The organism is Rhizobium sp. PRIMUS64, from assembly GCF_023006465.1.
Classification (GTDB): Bacteria; Pseudomonadota; Alphaproteobacteria; order Rhizobiales; family Rhizobiaceae; genus Rhizobium; species Rhizobium leguminosarum.
This window is the reverse complement of the sequence record NZ_JALBGX010000079.1, coordinates 1-13,515: the sequence shown is the minus strand read 5'-3', so window position 1 is coordinate 13,515 and position 13,515 is coordinate 1. Positions and strand designations below refer to the sequence as shown.

Here is a 13,515-nt window from a genome sequence, read left to right as displayed (position 1 = left end):
AAAGAGCCGACGCATGCATCTCACCGCCGAAAATCTGGCTGCAAGGCGCGGTGAGGATCTCATTTTCGTTAACATTTCCTTTCACTTGGCGGCCGGCGAGGCGCTTGTTCTCACGGGTAGAAATGGATCGGGAAAGTCCACTTTGTTGCGTGTGGCCGCCGGACTGCTGAGGCCGGAAAAAGGCACTGTCATCTTCCGCGACGAAGAGGGCCGGGAAGGCAGGCATCCCGGCGAGGTCAGCCACTACCTCGGCCATAGAAATGCGATGAAGAATGAACTTACGGTTGCAGAAAACCTCGGTTTCTGGCGTACCTTTCTCGGCAGTACAGGCGGCGACGCCGGCCTCGCCGTCGAGGACGCCGCCGAGGCGGTCGGTCTTTCGGGAATCACTCACCTTCCCTTCGCTTATCTCTCCGCCGGCCAGCAGCGCCGATTCGCCTTCGCCAAACTACTCGTCGCTTACCGCCCCATCTGGATCCTCGATGAACCCACAGCCGCACTCGATGCCAGCGCCGACCGGCTGCTTGCCGATTTGATCTCGGCCCATCTGGCAAAGGGCGGCATCGTGCTGGCGGCAACCCATCAGCCCCTGGGGCTGCAGAATACACAGGAATTGAAGATGACGGGCTTTGCCGGCGTGGATCATGGGGTATGGGGTTGATGTTTCTCGATGTGGCTACCCCGTCCACCGGTGACGCAAAGAGCCGCCGCGCATGACCGCCCTCTTTTTCCGCGACCTTAAACTCTCGATTCGCGCCGGCGGCGGCGCGCTGATCGGCGTACTGTTCTTCCTGACCATCGTCGCCGTCATCCCCTTCGGCGTCGGTCCCGATCTCAAGCTGCTGTCGCGCATCGGCCCCGCCATCGTCTGGATCGGAGCCCTGCTTGCCGCCCTTCTCGGCCTCGACCGCCTGTTCCAGGCCGAGCGCGACGACGGATCGCTCGACTTGATGCTGATGCAGGAAACGCCGCTCGTCCTGACGGTGCTGGTCAAATGCTTCGCCCATTGGACGGCCACCAGCCTGCCGCTGGTCATCGCCTCGCCGCTGCTCGGCCTCTTCATGAACATGGACGAGACGGCGATCGGCGCGACCATGTTGACGCTGCTCGTCGGCTCGCCCGCTATCACCTTCATCGGCGCTGTCGGCGCCGCCGTTGCTGTGGCACTGCCTCGCGGCGGTCTGCTGGTCTCGATCCTCGTGCTGCCTCTGACCATCCCGGTGCTGATCTTCGGCGTCAGCGCCACCTATGCCGCGGTCGAGGATCCGGCCCCGTTCCTGCCGCCCTTTCTGATCCTCATCGCTCTGACACTCTTCTTCGCGGTCATCGGCCCGGCAGCAGCCGCCCTTGCGCTGCGAAACACGGCGGATTGATTGGTCATTCGATTGCAGGAAAAACCGGATCAAGGTATGGAAGCGTCATGAGCGAAACGAGCCTTGCCATCAGCAAATTCAGCGATCTCGCCAACCCGACGCGATTTCTGGCGCTGGCGGCGCGCGCCATTCCGTGGCTGGCCGGCATCACCGCCCTCTGTTTTACCGTCGGTCTCTATCTGAGCTTCGCCACCGAAGGCGACTATCAGCAGGGCGAGACCGTGCGCATCATGTATATCCACGTCCCCTCCGCCTGGCTTTCGATGATGTGCTATACGATCATGAGCGTCTCGGCGATCGGCACGCTGGTCTGGCGCCATCCGCTGGCCGATGTCTCCGCCAAGGCCGCAGCCCCGCTCGGCGCCGCCTTCACCCTGCTCGCGCTCGTCACCGGCTCGCTCTGGGGCAAGCCGATGTGGGGCACCTGGTGGGTCTGGGATGCACGACTGACCTCCGTCTTCATCCTCTTCCTGATGTATCTCGGCCTGATTGCACTCAGCCGCGCCATCGATGATCCGTCGAAGGCCGCGCGCGTCAGCGCCGTGCTCATTCTCGTCGGCTTCGTCAATATCCCGATCATCAAATTCTCGGTCGAGTGGTGGAACACGTTGCACCAGTCGGCGAGCGTGCTGCGCCTCGACGGCCCGGCGATCGATTCGGAATTCCTGCGCCCGCTGTTCATCATGGCGATCGCCTTCACCCTGCTTTTCTTCACGCTGCACATCATGGCGATGAGGAACGAGATCTGGCGCCGCCGCATTGCCGCCCAGCGCCGTCTTGCCGCCCGCATGGCGAGCCGGGAGGAATAGCCGTGACGCATGCCTTCTACGTCTACGCTTCCTATGGCTTTGCAGCCCTGGTGACGATTGCCGTCACCGCCTGGACCTGGGCCGACGGCCGCGCCCGCCGCAGGGAACTTGCAGCCCTCGAGGCTGCTGGCATCCGCCGCCGTTCGGCGCGCCCCAAGGACAGTGTGGGGAATGGCGAATGAACGACACACCGGAAAACACCGCTGCCAAGCCTCGCGGGCTGAGCCGTTACGCATTGGCGCTGCTGCCGCTCGTCGTCTTCGGCGGCATTGCGGCCACGGCCGCGAAGATGCTCTACGACCAGGATTTCCATGGCAAGAACATTGCCGAAATTCCCTCCGCCCTGATCGGCACCAAGGCGCCGACGCTGAACCTGCCGCCGCTCGACGGCGCCAACCTGCCGGCGCTGACCGATGCGGCAATCAAGGGCAAGCTGACCCTCGTCAACGTCTTCGCCTCATGGTGCCTCCCCTGCCGGGACGAACATCCGGTGCTGAAGGAACTGGCGAAAGACGGACGGCTGAATATCGTCGCCATCAATTACAAGGACCAGAGCGACAACGCCCTGCGTTTCCTCGGCGAACTCGGCAACCCCTATCAGGCGATCGGCATCGACCCGAACGGCAAGGCGGCAATCGACTGGGGCGTCTACGGCATTCCGGAAAGCTATCTGGTCGGGCCAGACGGCACGATCCTCTACAAGCGCGTCGGCCCCTTCGACGATATCAGCCTGAAGGAAGGGCTGTTTCCAGCGATGGAAAAGGCGCTCGGCAAGCCGGTTTCGTAGCGATTACTCCACAAAGACCCCTCCCCAACCCCTCCCCACAAGGGGGATGGACTAACTCGTGGCCCGCATCGAGCAAATATCAGACTCTCTGCGGATGAAACGATGAAATGAAAAGCGTCGGAGCGACATCTAAACCCCTCCCCTTGTGAGAGGGGTCGGGGAGGGTTTATCGGGACAAAGAAGCGCTAAAGCCCGCTCTGCCAGACCTTGATCGCCTCCACCGGCCAGATCAGCATGACAACGTTGAGCGTCAGGTTGTCGCGGATCATATAGCCGGTGAAAATCTCGAAGAAGATGGCAATCGCCACCGTCAGTGCCACCGGCGCGCGCCGCGCGAAGAAGAAGCCGATGCACATGAAGACGGTGTCCATCGCCGAATTCAGGATGCTGTCGCCGTAATAATCGAGCGCGATCGTCGCCGTGCGGTAGCGGTCGATGATCAGAGGTGAATTCTCGAGCAGCTCCCAGCCGGATTCGATGACGAGCGCCAGCAGCAGCCTTGCCGCCAACGGCTTGCCGCGCAGGATAAGATGCGCGAGCCCGTAGAACAGGAAGCCGTGGATGATGTGCGACGGCGTATACCAATCCGACAGATGCTGCGAATTGCCGCTGGTATTGACCCCGCCCTCCCACAGCTTGACATAACCGCAGGCGCAGATCGGCACGCGGCCCATCATATATTCGGCGGCAATCTGAATGATCAGAACCGCAAGGCAGGCGGCGAACCAAAAGGTCTGGTGTCTTACCCGGTATTCGGCCTCTGCAGCGCTCACTTCTCGCCGTCCGTTTCCAGATTGATGCTATGCTTCAACACCAGCGGCATCTGCGCCAGCGTGAAGATGATGGTGATGGGCATCGTGCCCCAGACCTTGAAGGCGACCCAGGTACCGTCGGAAAAATTGCGCCAGACGACTTCGTTCAGCACCGCGAGGAAGAGAAAGAAGATGCCCCAGCGGATGGTGAGCTTGCGCCAGCCCTCGGCATCGAGCTGAAAGGCCGCATTGAAGACATAGCCGAGCAGCGACCTGCCGAAGGCCAGCCCGCCGAGAAGCGTCACCCCGAAGAGTGCATTGACGATGGTCGGCTTCATCTTGATGAAGGTCTCGTTCTGCAGCCAGATCGACAGCGAGCCGAAGATGAGGACGACGATGCCGGACACAAAGGGCATGATCGGCAGATGGCCGAGCACGATCTTCGACACGATCAGCGAGATGATCGTCGCCGCCATGAAGAGTCCGGTCGCGACGAACAGCGGCCCGCCCAATTCGGAAAGAGCAGGAAACGTCTCCACCAGCCACTGGCCACGCAGATTGGCGAAGAAGAAGATCATCAGCGGCCCAAGTTCCAGCGCCAGTTTCAGCAGCGGGTGATGCCGGTCGGCTGCGGTCGGGGTGATATCGCTTTCGGTACTCATGCGTTCTTCAAACCTGTTTTCCTGGAAACCTGTTTCCGGCCGTGCCTTGCAGGCTTTCGGCGGCATATCTGTGGCATCATTGCCCAAGTCCGGCAATGGCATGGGCAAAATCCTCGGCCTCGAACGGTTCCAGATCCTCGACGCCCTCGCCGACGCCGATGAAATAGACCGGCAGCTTGTGCTTGGCGGAGATGGCAACAAGAATGCCGCCGCGTGCCGTGCCGTCGAGCTTGGTCATGATCAGCCCGTTGACGCCGGCGACGTTGCGGAAGATCTCGACCTGGCTGAGCGCGTTCTGCCCGGTCGTGGCATCGAGCGTCTGCAGCACGGTGTGCGGCGCATCGGGATCGAGTTTGCCGAGCACGCGCACGATCTTCTCGAGTTCGGCCATCAGCTCGGCCTTGTTCTGCAGGCGGCCGGCGGTATCGACGATCAGCACATCGCATTTTTTCGCCTTCGCCTGTTCGAAGGCATCATAGGCAAGGCCGGCGGCATCGGCGCCGAGCTTGGTGCCGATGAATTCGGATTTCGTTCGGTCGGCCCAGATTTTCAGCTGCTCGATCGCCGCCGCACGGAAAGTGTCGCCGGCGGCCAGCATCACCTTCAGCCCGGCGCCGGAAAGCTTCGCCGCAAGCTTGCCGATCGTCGTCGTCTTGCCCGTGCCGTTGACGCCGACGACGAGGATGACATGCGGCTTGTGCGAGAGGTCGAGCTGCAGCGGCTTGGCGACCGGCTTCAGGACCTTGGCGATTTCGGACGCCATGATCCGGCTCACATCCTCGCCGGTGACATCCTTGCCGTAGCGTTCGGAAGCAAGCGTGTCGGTGACGCGCATGGCGGTCTCGACGCCGAGATCGGCCTGGATCAGCAGGTCTTCGAGATCCTGCAGCGTCTCGTCATCGAGCTTGCGCTTGGTGAAGAGCGCGGTGATCTGGCTGGTCAGCTGCGAAGAGGTGCGTGCAAGGCCGTTGCGCAGGCGCTGGAACCAGCTGAGCCTCGGTTGCAGGGCAACCGGCTCCGGCTCGACGACCTTCGGGCCGGTGGCGAAGCCTTTGGGGAGGATGGGAGAGCCAATCTCCGGTTCTGCCGCGGGGCTACCCCCCTCTCCCACAGGTGGGGAGATTGGCTGGGAGGGCGAATCCGGTCCTGCATCATCCTCAGTCGGAATCTCTTCCGGTTCAGTTGGAATCTCTTTCGGAAGCTTTTCGACGATCTCTTCGAGGTCAGCCGGCTGTTCTAGCGCTCCGGTCTCTACATGATCTCCCGCCTCGTGGGGGAGATGTCCCAAAGGGACAGAAGGGGGTATTTCCGCAACGGTTTCGGCGACCGCCTGGATTTCAGTCTCCGCCTCCGCTGCTGCCTCGGCTTCCAGCAATGAAAGCGGCACGACACCCATGTCGCTCAATTGGTCGGCGGCGGGCAGGATTGCGGATTCGACATCATCTTCAGCAACCGGCGCCTCGACCCCGCCCTCGTCAATATCTGAAGCGGGCCCGCCGGCAGTATCCATTTCCTCGGCCAGCACTGGATCGTCAGCAACCGGCAGATCTTCGTCGCGCGAACGCGGCTCCAACTCCTTTTCCACGGCCGCAGGCACAGGTTCTTCAGCCGGCTTGCCGAAGGTGAAGACCTTTTTGATGAAACTGAGCGCCATGGGGATTCCGTGAAAGTCAGGCCGCGGCTGCGGCCGTCAATTGCATGTCGAGATGCTTGCCATTGTGGCCGGTGATCGTGACCGGCACAAGTTCGCCGGGACGAAGGCCGGGTGCGGCGACCAGCGTGAAGTTCTCCGTATGCGCCAGGCCGTTGTTTTCAACAAGCAGCCATTGCCGGGTTCCGATCATCCCATCGAGATGGGATTGATGCAGCCTATGTCCAGTGGCGCGCAGCCTTGCGGCGCGATCCTTGACCAGCGACCGGTCGAGCTGCGGCATGCGCGCTGCCGGCGTGCCGGGACGCGGACTGTAGGGGAAGACATGCAGATGGGCGATAGCAGCCTCTTCGGCCAGCCGCACGGCATTCTCGAACATCTCTTCGGTTTCCGTGGGAAAGCCGGCGATCATATCGGCGCCGAAGCTCATCTCCGGGCGAAGGCGACGCGCATCCTCGATGAAACGCAGCGCATCGGCGCGCAAATGCCGGCGCTTCATACGCTTCAGGATCATGTCGTCGCCATGCTGCAGCGAGAGATGCAGATGCGGCATGAAGCGTGGCTCGTCGGCGATGAGATCCATCAGGTGGGCATCGGCCTCGATGCTGTCGATCGAGGAAAGCCGCAGGCGGCGGATATCGGGGATCTGCTTCAGAAGGGTCTTGGCCAAAAGCCCGAGCGTCGGGGTGCTCGGCAGATCGCCGCCGTAACTGGTGGCATCGACGCCGGTCAGCACGATCTCGCGGTAACCTCCGTCGACGAGATTGCGGGCCTGGTCGACGACAGCTCCCATCGGCACGGAGCGGGAATTGCCGCGGCCATAGGGAATGATGCAGAAGGTGCAGCGATGGTCGCAGCCGTTCTGCACCTGGATGAAGGCGCGCACATGGCCATCAATGTGCCTGACCATCTGCGGCGCCGTCGCCTTGACACTCATGATGTCGTTGACGCGAAGTTTCTCTTCGGCCGAAACGCCGAAGTCCGGCAGGCCGCGATAGGAGGCGCTCGTCAGCTTCTCCTCGTTGCCGAGCACGGCATCGACTTCCGCCATCGCAGCGAAGGTCTGCTTTTCCGTCTGCGCGGCACAGCCGGTGACGATGATGCGGGCATGCGGATTGTCACGCCGGGCCCGGCGGATCGCCTGGCGGGCCTGGCGCACCGCCTCGCCGGTCACGGCACAGGTATTGACCAGGACGGCATTGTTGAGCCCGGCCTTTTCAGCCTGCGCCTTCATCACTTCGGATTCATATGTGTTGAGGCGGCAGCCGAAGGTAATGACCTCGATGCCGCTCACTGCGCCTCCGCCTCTCGGTCAGCCTCGCGCGACCAGAGACCGGTCGAAGGATCGAGCCTGCCCGACCATTCCCATTCGGCCGGGCCGGTCATGATCACATGATCGTCGCGCTCGCGCCATTCGATGGAAAGCGTGGCCGGCGGCTTGGCGCTGGCCACGTTGATCGTCACCTTGCGGCCGGTACGGCCGGTGCGCGCAGCACTGACGGCAGCAGAACAGGCAGCCGAGCCGCAGGCGAGCGTCAGTCCAGCGCCGCGCTCCCAGGTGCGCGTCGTCACTGATGTCGGCGACGTCACTTGCGCCAGCGTGATATTGGCGCGCTCGGGAAACATCGGATGGTTTTCGAGCAGCGGTCCGAAGCGGGCGAGATCATAGGACATCACGTCCCTGTCCACCCAGAAGATCGCATGCGGATTGCCCATCGACATCGCCGACGGCGAATGCAGCACCGGCTTGTCGATCGGACCGATCTGCAGTTCGATGCGGCTGGTGTCGTGGAATTCTTCCGCCAGCGGGATCCTGTCCCAATCGAACACCGGCCGGCCCATATCGACCGAAATCGTCCCGTCCTCGTGCTCGACGGCGTTGAGGATGCCGGCGACCGTCTGGAAGGTAAAGACCTTTCTGCCGGTCTCGGCGGCAAGTGCCTGCACGACGCAGCGAGTGCCGTTGCCGCAGGCCTGCGCCTTCGAGCCATCGGAATTCAGGATATCGATGAAGGCATCGGTGCCTTCGGCCTTCGGATCATGGATCGCCATGATCTGATCGAACTCAGTCTGCGGATCGGCATTGAGCGCGACCGCCGCCGCAGGCGTCACCTTGTCCGGCCGGCCGCGCATGTCGACGACCAGGATCTTGTTGCCAAGCCCGTTCATCCTCGCGAATTCGACCGTTGCGCTCATGGGATCATTCCGTCTGTCTTTCCGGTGTATATGGCGGAAATGCGAGGGAATTACCAGTGGCCCGCGATCATCCCATCACGCAGCCTCCCGGAATCTATACGGCTTTCCGTCAAAGGCTTGGAGACGATTGAAACCTAGGAAGAGTTCGATAGGTTCCGGATTGAAACTTGTCTCCAATGAAATTCGATCTCAATCATGTTTAAATTATTGTTCAACCGGGTTCTAAAAAGGGCTGGATTCGGGACCTCGGATACTTACTCGGTTTTCACACGCGATTTCGACGTTGTCGTCGATGCGGCGCGTCTAAAGGAGGTATTGGCCCCTCTGAGCACCGATGATGCGACCGCACTTGATGATGCCTGGAAGACATTTGAGATGTCGCTCAATTCATGGCGCACAACTGCCAACCTACAGGCATTGGAAACAACGGGATTCATACGAAACGCGACATCGGATCATGAGCGACAAGATACTGTCGTTTCCATTCTGATAGATCATTCGGGCTCTATGCGCGGACAATCGATACTCTTGGCAGCGGCTACAGCAGAGATCGCTTGTGACTTCCTGTCTCGTCTCGGTTACCGGGTGGAGATTTTGGGCTTTACAACATTGGACTGGAAAGGAGGAAAATCACGCAGATTGTGGAGGAGGCAAGGAAGTCCTCGATACCCGGGCCGTTTGTGCGACTTGCTCCACATCGTCTATCGGTCAGCAGATACGAGAGACGCACCCGCGCTCGGTTATATCCTGAAAAATATGCTGCGAAGGGACCTTTTAAAGGAGAATGTCGATGGTGAAGCGCTGGAGTGGGCGGCGAGCCGCCTATATCGCAGGCCGGAGAAGCGCAAGATTCTGATAGTACTTTCGGACGGCGCTCCGGTTGATGATTCCACGCTGCATGAAAACGGACCGAATTTTCTGATCGATCATCTACGCGGCGTTATTGTGCGTCTGGAAGCAGATGATCGCATACTGCTGGCGGCTATCGGGATCAATTGGGATACCGACGGCCTTTACAAGCGTAGCCTGCGCGTCACTGCACCTGAGGATCTAGCCGGTGCAATGATAGACATGCTCCGCAGTGTACTGATCGCTAGCCGACCGCGGTGATTATTCCGCATAAATCGACAATCGTGCCTAACGTCGTTCTTGCGGCGCAATCAGGGCTCATGGGCGTGCCAAGCTGTCCATGCGATGGCATTCGCTCGTCTTCGCACTGAGCGCCGAACAACATCTCCGTCAGTATTTTCAGCTTTCTGGCTGCGCACCGTCGGGATCGAAGGACGCAGCATGGGCTTCGACAATGGCTGCGGTGATGACCTTTCTCAGCTCGTAGACCAGCGAGCGGGACCGTTTGCGATCCAGATCCTGTGCCGCCTTCGCAAGATTCAAGCCTTCGTTCAGAACAATATGGTGGGCCCGCGCCAGCGCCCAACTCTCAATATCAAGATTTATCATTCGATATCTCCGCCGATTCATTCGGCATCAAGGATATTCACGAATCATTTTACAGGACGCACTTAAGTAGAAAGTAGAATCATAAGCAGAATAATTTGCAACTGGCCCCTCCAGCGAATTCGGGTCGCCAATCGGAATTTTTGCCAGCAAAATCGAAAAAATCAGGCGGAGTGCGGAAGCCAATACAGAGGTCGGCTTGAACACGTACTTTCGTGCGTGTCCAGCGGCACATTCCGGTCGCGCCCATGTCACGCGGCTTTGAAAAGTCGCCATGCGGTCATTTGCCCGCATTCACCTTGACTTTCGCCCGACTTTCCTGTTTATCGCGCCCAATCCGCGACGAGCCACACGACTCCGAGCCGCCGACCGGGACCTGAGATCCCGGAGGTCAACACCCGACAGCGCGATGCGCCCTCGGGTGCTTTTTGGCTTTGCGTCTTGTTTTCGTCAAGGAAAAGCACGACGTTTCCGGGCATGTAAGAACCCGCCCGAAACGTATCAAGGAAGAGCCGATGTTTGAGAACCTCCAGGACCGTCTTGGATCCATTCTGAATGGACTGACAGGCCGTGGCGCGCTTTCGGAAGCCGATGTTTCCGCAGCGCTGCGCGAGGTTCGCCGTGCGTTGCTGGAGGCCGACGTCGCGCTCGACGTCGTGCGTTCCTTCACCGACCGCGTGCGTGAAAAGGCCGTCGGCGCCGAGATCCTGAAGTCGATCAAGCCCGGCCAGATGGTCGTCAAGATCGTGCATGACGAACTGATCGAGATGCTGGGTGGCGAAGGCGTCGGCATCGACCTGCATGCGGCCGCCCCGGTCGTCGTCATGATGGTGGGTCTGCAGGGCTCCGGCAAGACGACGACGACGGCGAAGATCGCCCATCGCCTGTCGACGCGCGAGAAGAAGAAGGTGCTGATGGCATCGCTCGACACGCGCCGTCCGGCAGCCCAGGAGCAGCTTCGCCAGCTCGGCGCGCAGGCCAACATCGACACGCTGCCCATCATATCAGGCCAGTCGCCGACGGATATCGCCACCCGCGCCGTGCAGGCGGCCAAGCTCGGCGGCCACGACGTCGTCATCCTCGATACCGCCGGCCGCACGCATATCGACGAGCCCTTGATGGTCGAAATGGCCGACATCAAGAAGCGCTCGAACCCGCATGAAATCCTGCTGGTCGCCGACAGCCTCACCGGTCAGGACGCCGTCAACCTCGCCCGCAGTTTCGACGAACGCGTCGGCATCACCGGTCTGGTGCTGACCCGCATGGATGGCGATGGCCGCGGCGGTGCCGCCCTTTCGATGCGCGCCGTCACCGGCAAGCCGATCAAGCTGATCGGCGTAGGCGAGAAGATGAGCGAGCTGGAGGAGTTCCATCCCCGCCGCATCGCCGACCGCATCCTCGGCATGGGCGACATCGTTTCGCTCGTCGAGCGCGCGGCTGAAAACATCGACGCCGAGAAGGCGGCCGCCATGGCCGCCAAGATGGCCAAGGGCAAGTTCGACCTCGACGACCTCGCCGACCAGTTGCGCCAGATGCAGAAAATGGGCGGCATGGGCGGCATCATGGGCATGATGCCCGGCATGGCGGGCATGAAGGACAAGATGGCCGCAGCCGGCCTCGACGACAGACTTTTCGGCCGCCAGATCGCCATCATCCAGTCGATGACCAGGGCCGAGCGCGCCAATCCCGACCTGCTCAAACATTCGCGCAAGAAGCGCATCGCCGCCGGCTCCGGTACCGATGCCGCCGCCATCAACAAGCTTCTGAAGATGCACCGCCAGATGGCGGACATGATGAAGATGATGGGCGGCAAGGGCAAAGGCGGCATGATGAAGCAGATGATGGGCGGCCTTGCCGGCAAGATGGGGCTTGGCGGCGGCATGGGCGGTATGGGTGGCGGCATGCCCGATCTCTCGAATATCGATCCCCGACAGCTCGAGGCCCTGCAGAAGCAGGCCGAAGCGGCGGGGCTTGGAAAGCCGGGTGGGGGTATGCCCGGTCTCGGCGGTCTGCCGGGTGGTTTGTCGGGCCTCGGCGGCGCCAAGCTGCCGGGCCTTGGCGGTGGTTTCCCGGGATTGCCCGGATTGCCGAAGAAGAAGTGAAAGGATCGCTTGCCCCATGAATGATCCAAACGTCAAAGCCCAGCTCGCGAGCTATCGTCAGTCGATCGACAATATCGATGCCGCTCTCGTGCACATGCTGGCCGAACGCTTCCGCTGCACCAAAGAGGTCGGCGTGCTGAAGGCCAAATACAATCTGCCGCCGGCCGACCCGGCGCGCGAGGAATACCAGATCGAACGCCTTCGCCAACTGGCGAAAGCCGCCAATCTGGATCCGGATTTCGCTGAGAAGTTTCTGAACTTCGTCATCAAGGAAGTCATCCGGCATCATGAGCAGATCGCTGCGGATCACGCTGAACAAAGCGCCGCGGCCCGATAACCGTACCGCTCAAGAAAGCGGTCAAGAAAAGCCCAAGGAGTAAAGAACATGGCACTGAAAATTCGTCTCGCCCGCGGTGGCTCCAAGAAGCGCCCGTACTACCACGTCGTTCTCGCCGATGCGCGCAGCCCGCGTGACGGCCGCTTCCTCGAAAACCTCGGTTCCTGGAACCCGATGCTTGCCAAGGACGATGAGAAGCGCGTTCAGCTGAACGCCGAGCGCATCAAGCACTGGATCGAAAACGGCGCTCAGCCGACCGACCGCGTTCTGCGCTTCCTCGATGAGGCCGGCGTTGCCAAGCGCGAAGTCAAGAACAACCCGGTCAAGGCAAAGCCTGGCAAGCGCGCCCAGGAGCGCGCCGCCGAAAAGGCTCAGAAGGTCGCTGACGCCGCCGCTGCTGCTGCCGACGCCGCGGAATAATCGGGACATTCCCTTCGAGCGGGCGGCATGGCGACATGCCGCCCGTTTTCGTTTCCAATCGCCCGCACTTCGTTTATGAGAAACCTGTCTTTCGGCTTCACATGAAGGAACCCATGACAAAGCTTGAAAACCCCGTTCTGATGGCGACGATCGGTGGCGCGCAAGGCCTCCGGGGCGAGGTGCGCGCCAAGGCCTATACGGCCGATCCCAGCGCGCTTGGCGACTACGGCCATCTCCACAGCATGGACGGCCGCAGCTTCGAAGTCCTCGAGATCCGCGAGATGAAGAATGTCGTCGTCGTTCGTTTCCGCGGCGTCAACGACCGCAATGCCGCCGAGGCTCTGAACGGGCTTGAACTCTATATCGAGCGGGACAACCTGCCGGACGAGGAGCTGGAGGACGACGAGTTCTACTATGCCGATCTCGAAGGGCTCGAGGCGCGGGACGACAAGGGTGTCAGTTATGGCACGGTCACCGGCGTTTTCGATTTCGGCGCCGGCGACCTGCTGGAACTCAAAGGTCCGGGCAAACGCCCGGTGCTGATCCCCTTCTCCGAAGCCTCGGTGCTGGAGATCGACCTTGAGGCCGGCAGGCTGCTGATCGATCCGCTGGCGGCGGGTCTGGTCGACGATCCGGAAGAGCTTTCGAAATTCACCCCGGACAAGCCGAAAAAGAAGAAGTGACGCCATGGCTTTCCGGGCGAGCGTGCTGACACTTTATCCGGAAATGTTTCCGGGGCATCTGGGCTTCTCGCTCGCCGGCAAGGCGATGGAGCGGGGGCAATGGTCGCTGGAGGCGGTGCAGATCCGCGATTTTGCCACCGACAAACACCGCACCGTCGACGACACCCCGGCAGGCGGCGGCGCCGGCATGGTGCTGAAACCAGACGTTCTCGCCCGCGCGATCGATAGCGCCTCAGAAAACGATCCCCGCCCACGGCTGCTGATGAGCCCGCGCGGCCGGCCGCTGAC

The 13,515-nt window shown here is 61.3% G+C and carries 17 protein-coding genes and 1 pseudogene; 11 read left to right on the top strand and 7 right to left on the bottom strand.

Going from position 1 to position 13,515, the window contains the following annotated elements:
- Positions 1 to 13 precede the first annotated feature (13 nt).
- From ccmA to MOV76_RS25655, 5 genes are read left to right on the top strand one after another with little or no spacing between them, the layout of a single operon-like run.
- The gene (gene ccmA, locus MOV76_RS25675) at positions 14 to 661 is read left to right on the top strand and encodes a heme ABC exporter ATP-binding protein CcmA (protein ID WP_247265567.1); all 648 of its coding nucleotides are present in this window, start codon (positions 14 to 16) and stop codon (positions 659 to 661) included.
- 52 nt (positions 662 to 713) lie between these two features.
- Complete coding sequence (gene ccmB, locus MOV76_RS25670; protein WP_018243969.1) at positions 714 to 1,373, top strand: heme exporter protein CcmB; 660 nt, start codon at positions 714 to 716, stop codon at positions 1,371 to 1,373.
- Positions 1,374 to 1,420: 47 nt separating this feature from the next.
- Positions 1,421 to 2,182, top strand: a complete 762-nt coding sequence (locus tag MOV76_RS25665; protein WP_028733559.1) for a heme ABC transporter permease — start codon at positions 1,421 to 1,423, stop codon at positions 2,180 to 2,182.
- Positions 2,183 to 2,184: 2 nt separating this feature from the next.
- Positions 2,185 to 2,364 (top strand): heme exporter protein CcmD, encoded by a 180-nt coding sequence (gene ccmD, locus MOV76_RS25660; RefSeq protein ID WP_028733560.1) that lies wholly within the window; start codon positions 2,185 to 2,187, stop codon positions 2,362 to 2,364.
- Positions 2,361 to 2,969 carry a DsbE family thiol:disulfide interchange protein gene (locus MOV76_RS25655; RefSeq protein ID WP_028733561.1) on the top strand — a complete coding sequence of 203 codons (609 nt, stop codon included), beginning with the start codon at positions 2,361 to 2,363 and terminating at the stop codon, positions 2,967 to 2,969. Before ccmD ends, MOV76_RS25655 begins: the two co-directional genes overlap by 4 nt.
- A gap of 185 nt (positions 2,970 to 3,154) precedes the next feature.
- Here MOV76_RS25655 and MOV76_RS25650 read toward each other — a convergent pair whose 3' ends face one another.
- From MOV76_RS25650 to dapF, 5 genes are all read right to left on the bottom strand, one after another.
- The gene (locus MOV76_RS25650; protein ID WP_018243973.1) at positions 3,155 to 3,742 is read right to left on the bottom strand and encodes a DUF2585 domain-containing protein; all 588 of its coding nucleotides are present in this window, start codon (positions 3,740 to 3,742) and stop codon (positions 3,155 to 3,157) included.
- Positions 3,739 to 4,383 (bottom strand): septation protein A, encoded by a 645-nt coding sequence (locus MOV76_RS25645; protein ID WP_026188550.1) that lies wholly within the window; start codon positions 4,381 to 4,383, stop codon positions 3,739 to 3,741. The genes MOV76_RS25650 and MOV76_RS25645 overlap by 4 nt, the downstream gene beginning before the upstream one ends.
- Before the next feature lie 76 nt (positions 4,384 to 4,459).
- Positions 4,460 to 6,037, bottom strand: a complete 1,578-nt coding sequence (gene ftsY / locus MOV76_RS25640; protein WP_247265566.1) for a signal recognition particle-docking protein FtsY — start codon at positions 6,035 to 6,037, stop codon at positions 4,460 to 4,462.
- 16 nt (positions 6,038 to 6,053) lie between these two features.
- A complete protein-coding gene (gene mtaB / locus MOV76_RS25635; protein WP_247265565.1) occupies positions 6,054 to 7,328 on the bottom strand; it encodes a tRNA (N(6)-L-threonylcarbamoyladenosine(37)-C(2))-methylthiotransferase MtaB in 1,275 nt (424 codons plus the stop codon).
- Complete coding sequence (gene dapF / locus MOV76_RS25630; RefSeq protein ID WP_210066608.1) at positions 7,325 to 8,230, bottom strand: diaminopimelate epimerase; 906 nt, start codon at positions 8,228 to 8,230, stop codon at positions 7,325 to 7,327. Before dapF ends, mtaB begins: the two co-directional genes overlap by 4 nt.
- A 195-nt stretch (positions 8,231 to 8,425) precedes the next feature.
- Between dapF and MOV76_RS25625 the strand changes: the two genes are divergently transcribed.
- Positions 8,426 to 9,340 carry a cobaltochelatase CobT-related protein gene (locus MOV76_RS25625; RefSeq protein ID WP_247265564.1) on the top strand — a complete coding sequence of 305 codons (915 nt, stop codon included), beginning with the start codon at positions 8,426 to 8,428 and terminating at the stop codon, positions 9,338 to 9,340.
- A gap of 138 nt (positions 9,341 to 9,478) precedes the next feature.
- On the opposite strand, the gene MOV76_RS25620 is transcribed toward MOV76_RS25625, so the two are convergent.
- Together MOV76_RS25620 and MOV76_RS25615 are read right to left on the bottom strand one after the other, a co-directional pair.
- Positions 9,479 to 9,709, bottom strand: a complete 231-nt coding sequence (locus tag MOV76_RS25620) for a hypothetical protein (protein WP_080764053.1) — start codon at positions 9,707 to 9,709, stop codon at positions 9,479 to 9,481.
- 6 nt (positions 9,710 to 9,715) lie between these two features.
- Positions 9,716 to 9,961, bottom strand: coding sequence for a hypothetical protein (locus tag MOV76_RS25615; RefSeq protein ID WP_131702844.1), 246 nt, complete (start codon positions 9,959 to 9,961; stop codon positions 9,716 to 9,718).
- 239 nt (positions 9,962 to 10,200) lie between these two features.
- Here MOV76_RS25615 and ffh point away from each other — a divergent pair, with 239 nt between their 5' ends.
- The 5 genes and pseudogenes from ffh to MOV76_RS25590 all read left to right on the top strand — a co-directional run.
- Complete coding sequence (ffh, locus tag MOV76_RS25610; RefSeq protein WP_130718209.1) at positions 10,201 to 11,787, top strand: signal recognition particle protein; 1,587 nt, start codon at positions 10,201 to 10,203, stop codon at positions 11,785 to 11,787.
- A gap of 16 nt (positions 11,788 to 11,803) precedes the next feature.
- The gene (locus MOV76_RS25605; protein WP_018243980.1) at positions 11,804 to 12,124 is read left to right on the top strand and encodes a chorismate mutase; all 321 of its coding nucleotides are present in this window, start codon (positions 11,804 to 11,806) and stop codon (positions 12,122 to 12,124) included.
- A gap of 48 nt (positions 12,125 to 12,172) precedes the next feature.
- The gene (rpsP, locus tag MOV76_RS25600) at positions 12,173 to 12,544 is read left to right on the top strand and encodes a 30S ribosomal protein S16 (RefSeq protein WP_018243981.1); all 372 of its coding nucleotides are present in this window, start codon (positions 12,173 to 12,175) and stop codon (positions 12,542 to 12,544) included.
- A gap of 113 nt (positions 12,545 to 12,657) precedes the next feature.
- Complete coding sequence (gene rimM / locus MOV76_RS25595; RefSeq protein ID WP_247265563.1) at positions 12,658 to 13,227, top strand: ribosome maturation factor RimM; 570 nt, start codon at positions 12,658 to 12,660, stop codon at positions 13,225 to 13,227.
- A 4-nt stretch (positions 13,228 to 13,231) separates the two neighbouring features.
- Positions 13,232 to 13,515: pseudogene (locus MOV76_RS25590) on the top strand (tRNA (guanosine(37)-N1)-methyltransferase TrmD); the annotation flags it as partial.

Coding starts and splice junctions, on each gene's coding strand:
- ccmA (WP_247265567.1), top strand. CDS start 14: ATGCATCTCACCGCCGAAAATCTGGCTGCAAGGCGCGGTGAGGATCTC.
- ccmB (WP_018243969.1), top strand. CDS start 714: ATGACCGCCCTCTTTTTCCGCGACCTTAAACTCTCGATTCGCGCCGGC.
- MOV76_RS25665 (WP_028733559.1), top strand. CDS start 1,421: ATGAGCGAAACGAGCCTTGCCATCAGCAAATTCAGCGATCTCGCCAAC.
- MOV76_RS25655 (WP_028733561.1), top strand. CDS start 2,361: ATGAACGACACACCGGAAAACACCGCTGCCAAGCCTCGCGGGCTGAGC.
- MOV76_RS25645 (WP_026188550.1), bottom strand. CDS start 4,383: ATGAGTACCGAAAGCGATATCACCCCGACCGCAGCCGACCGGCATCAC.
- ftsY (WP_247265566.1), bottom strand. CDS start 6,037: ATGGCGCTCAGTTTCATCAAAAAGGTCTTCACCTTCGGCAAGCCGGCT.
- dapF (WP_210066608.1), bottom strand. CDS start 8,230: ATGAGCGCAACGGTCGAATTCGCGAGGATGAACGGGCTTGGCAACAAG.
- MOV76_RS25625 (WP_247265564.1), top strand. CDS start 8,426: ATGTTTAAATTATTGTTCAACCGGGTTCTAAAAAGGGCTGGATTCGGG.
- MOV76_RS25620 (WP_080764053.1), bottom strand. CDS start 9,709: ATGAATCGGCGGAGATATCGAATGATAAATCTTGATATTGAGAGTTGG.
- MOV76_RS25615 (WP_131702844.1), bottom strand. CDS start 9,961: ATGGCGACTTTTCAAAGCCGCGTGACATGGGCGCGACCGGAATGTGCC.
- ffh (WP_130718209.1), top strand. CDS start 10,201: ATGTTTGAGAACCTCCAGGACCGTCTTGGATCCATTCTGAATGGACTG.
- MOV76_RS25605 (WP_018243980.1), top strand. CDS start 11,804: ATGAATGATCCAAACGTCAAAGCCCAGCTCGCGAGCTATCGTCAGTCG.
- rpsP (WP_018243981.1), top strand. CDS start 12,173: ATGGCACTGAAAATTCGTCTCGCCCGCGGTGGCTCCAAGAAGCGCCCG.
- rimM (WP_247265563.1), top strand. CDS start 12,658: ATGACAAAGCTTGAAAACCCCGTTCTGATGGCGACGATCGGTGGCGCG.